At 60.4% G+C, this 3,231-nt stretch carries 4 protein-coding genes, 1 pseudogene and 1 riboswitch; of the genes and pseudogenes, 3 read left to right on the plus strand and 2 right to left on the minus strand.

What is annotated here, in order from left to right:
- Window positions 1-220 precede the first annotated feature (220 nt).
- Window positions 221-874 carry a hypothetical protein gene (locus Q0L57_RS09030; RefSeq protein WP_296741340.1) on the plus strand — a complete coding sequence of 218 codons (654 nt, stop codon included), beginning with the start codon at window positions 221-223 and terminating at the stop codon, window positions 872-874.
- A gap of 24 nt (window positions 875-898) precedes the next feature.
- Window positions 899-1,039: pseudogene (locus Q0L57_RS09035) on the plus strand (IS630 family transposase); the annotation flags it as partial.
- Window positions 1,040-1,073: 34 nt separating this feature from the next.
- Here the strand turns inward: Q0L57_RS09035 and Q0L57_RS09040 are convergent.
- Together Q0L57_RS09040 and Q0L57_RS09045 are read right to left on the minus strand one after the other, a co-directional pair.
- Complete coding sequence (locus Q0L57_RS09040; RefSeq protein WP_296741342.1) at window positions 1,074-1,418, minus strand: hypothetical protein; 345 nt, start codon at window positions 1,416-1,418, stop codon at window positions 1,074-1,076.
- Between the two features lie 97 nt (window positions 1,419-1,515).
- Window positions 1,516-2,604 carry a GSU2403 family nucleotidyltransferase fold protein gene (locus Q0L57_RS09045; protein ID WP_296741344.1) on the minus strand — a complete coding sequence of 363 codons (1,089 nt, stop codon included), beginning with the start codon at window positions 2,602-2,604 and terminating at the stop codon, window positions 1,516-1,518.
- A gap of 267 nt (window positions 2,605-2,871) precedes the next feature.
- Window positions 2,872-2,984, plus strand: a riboswitch (TPP riboswitch).
- Between Q0L57_RS09045 and Q0L57_RS09050 the strand changes: the two genes are divergently transcribed.
- On the plus strand, window positions 2,975-3,231 hold a 257-nt coding region (locus tag Q0L57_RS09050), incomplete at its 3' end, for a YkoF family thiamine/hydroxymethylpyrimidine-binding protein (protein WP_296741348.1). It overlaps the preceding riboswitch by 10 nt.

Raw genomic sequence — 3,231 nt, forward strand, 5'->3', positions numbered from 1 at the left:
ATCTCCCCCCTCGTGGGGGAGATGTCCGGCAGGACAGAGGGGGGCGCTGTCCCGCCTGCGTTCGATCTTACCTGATCAGCTAGCTAGCTAGAAATCTAGGGTTCGTCCTCACTTGAGCGGAAAGTGAGAACATTGACAGGACGCCGGCTGGATGACGATTGACCGGCTCTGAACTCTACAACTATATTTCTGATATTCAAAAAATGTCAGGAGGGACAAGGTGTCGACCGACCGCTTGGTTTTCATCCCGTTCAACCGCAGTCAGGCCACGGACTTCATCGATGAAGCAAGGCGGGCCAACAACCATGGCTCAGGAGCTACCGCGCACCGGGCCCGAAAATTTTCGGTGGTATGCTACGACGATGCAGGGACGCCGCTGGAAGACCTCGGCTTTTCATTTGGTACACGCATTTTGATCGCCGGGCACGGTCTGGCTGGACGCCCGTATATCAGCAATTCCACTGGAATTGGGCAAAAGCAGTATCTCCCTTTCAATGTGGTTTGCGATCGGCTGATCGAAAAAGGGCTACAGAAACGCTATGCGGGCACCATTTCGTGTGACGTCTGCTATAGCGCGGTCAAAAATGATCGGAATCCACCTTTCGCAGATCTCATCGCCCGATATTTGCACAAGAAAGGGTATAAACTCGTGAATACCATTGGCTATATGGGGCCGATGGGCGCCGTCCACGAAAAGATGTCCGGCAATCATAAATATTATCATCGGGTCGTGGATCTGGTTTCTGATGACGGAACCAAAAAAACCGTGAAAAGCTCTGATGGAGATGCTCGGGAGCGCTACTTTGGAGTCTGGTCCATCCCGAAACATCTCGAAGGCCTGTCTCTTGCCAATGATACCTGCCCTGCCTTTTAGAAGTCCCTGAATGGGTTCGTGATCTCCAAGCTCAAGGCGCTGATGCGTGCAAGGGCCGAGAGGACGATCACCGCCCTTTGGGACATCGTCGGTTCTCTCGTCGAACTCTTCTCGCCAGCCGAATGCGCAAACTACTTCAAGGCAGCAGGGTATGAGCCGGATTAAACCGGACGTGCTCTAGGCGAGAAGGGTAGGCGCCTCACCACGCATCGCTCGACCTGGCAAACCGCACCCCCGCCGCGATCATCGCGCATTCGCATTCGCTGATCAGCCTGAGATTGGCGAGATACCGCGCCACCGTCTGCGGCAGCCACGCCGCGCAGGCCGCGACATAGGCAGGGCCATGCACCAGCGTGCCGGTCGACAGCCGCTCGTCCTTCTCGGCGATCACTTTCAGATATTGGCGGATGAAGCGGATATCGTCGGAAATATCCTGGCTGGCCATGCGCCAGGCGCCGGCAAGACGCTCGCGCTCGGCGAGCGGCAATGGCGACAGAAGCGGGCGGGAGAGGTCGGCGAAGGCGGCATGGTTCGCGGTGTTCAAGCAAATCCCCTCGGAAGAAGAGGACAATCGTACTTTACGTACGAAAAGTGGTCAAGCGAAATTCGTACAATTTGAACGATGACCTCATCAAGGAGGATTATGCGAGCCGCATGGGAAAGCCTTCAAGCTCGGTATGCGTTTCACTGAGCGCCCTCCCGAGAACCTGCTGAACCATCTCGTGCCTGTCAGCATTGAGCAGGCTCAGTCCCTTCAGCAGCGCCTCGCGCCAGGCGTCGCCCCGGTCCCAGGCTTCGGCGAAGGCGAAGGCGAGGTCGTCCTGCCGGCGCGTGGTGTCCAGCGCCTCGACCAGCAGGCTCGCCTGGTGGAGATCCTTCTCCCGCTTGGCGGCGGCGCTGCGTTCGCGCCGCGCCGCCACGATAAGCTTGTGGACGGCGAAGCGCTCGGGCGAGGGGACCAGGACCGGCACGCCGGAGCGGTGGAGCAGCACCGTCCTGACCGGATCGCGGATGAGGAAATCGAGGAAGCGCAGCGGTTGCGCCGACGCGCCGCCGAGCGAGGGCATATAGCTAGCATGATCGGCATGCTCGTCGCTGCCCCGGTTCGGGGTGAGAAATTCGATCCGGTAGCGAGAGGCGTTCTCATACTGCGTCGTGCGGCCGGCGTCCCTGCGGTGCGGGACCTCGCGAAACGTCGGATCGACCGCCTTCAGCAGCTCGATGACCGGCGGCAGGCTGTCGTCCACCTCGCTGGAGACGGAATGGAACTTGGCGAAGTCGGCGTCGCCCGTCTGCAGCACCGCCCCAGGCAGCCTGACGCCGAGGTGCCCGGCATAGGTCTGGAAGGCGACGGTGCCGACCAGCACCGTGCGCAGGCGGAAGATGCCGGCCTTCCCCAGCGCCTCGACGACATCGCCGGTGAACGGATCTGGCGCCGCCAGGCCGGCGTCGCGCACCAGCGTGGAGACCAGCCTGCGGCGGCCCCTCAAATCCTCCTTGATCTCCTTGAAGGCCGCGACCCGCTTGGCGATCTCAGGATCTTCGGCCGGCCCGACATAGCGCCTGGTCTTCTCCGGCCGCGTCTCCTCGAAATACCAATAGTCGCGGCCCTTGACCGGCACCCGCACGAAATTGCCCGCCGTCGAGAAATCGGTCTCGAAGGAGGCGTCCAGGCTGCGCTGCACCAATTCGGCATAGAGCGTGCGATAGGCGAGATCGATGGTCTTCATGGTCGTTTCCGGAGTGAATGCAGGTGTTATAAGAACTCCACGATTTTCTTATAATTTGATGCTATTCGACTGAATTTCAAGGGTGTTATAAGAAAAATGTGAAAATATTATAACCAACGCGCCGAGGGCGCCTGATCTCTCCACAAGGGGGAGATCGGCTGTTTCGCAGCCGGCACCTCTCCATCCCGGTCGGCGTTCCTCCACCTCACAATCCCGCGACGCCGGCAAAAAATCGCTTTCCCTTCGCCTGGAATGGTGCTTTAAGGCCGCCATCCACAGGGGTGCTCCGTATGGTCGGGGCTGAGATGCGGGCGGCAAGCCCACGGACCCTAAAGCTGATCTGGATAATACCAGCGGAGCGAGGCGGGCCATGTTTTCAGGCGCACAGATTTCCCTTTATCCCATGGCCGACGATTTCGTCGGCGTCATCCTGGGCTCGCTCGGCGCGCTCGATCCCTACCGCGACAGGCTGCGCATCGAGACCGATGACATCGCCACGTTGCTGGTCGGGCCGCCGGAAGTGCTGTTCCCGGCCATGCGCGACCTGTTCGTCGCGGCGGCGAAGAGCGGCAAGCACTGCGTGCTTTCGGCCGCCGTCTCGCGCGGCTGCCCCGGCGAGCCCGACGA

Origin of the sequence: Mesorhizobium sp., from assembly GCF_024509055.1 — a bacterium.
GTDB lineage: Bacteria > Pseudomonadota > Alphaproteobacteria > Rhizobiales > Rhizobiaceae > Mesorhizobium.

What these genes read in the sequence shown, in the direction of transcription:
- Q0L57_RS09045 (WP_296741344.1), bottom strand. Translation starts at nt 2,604, where the DNA reads ATGAAGACCATCGATCTCGCCTATCGCACGCTCTATGCCGAATTGGTG.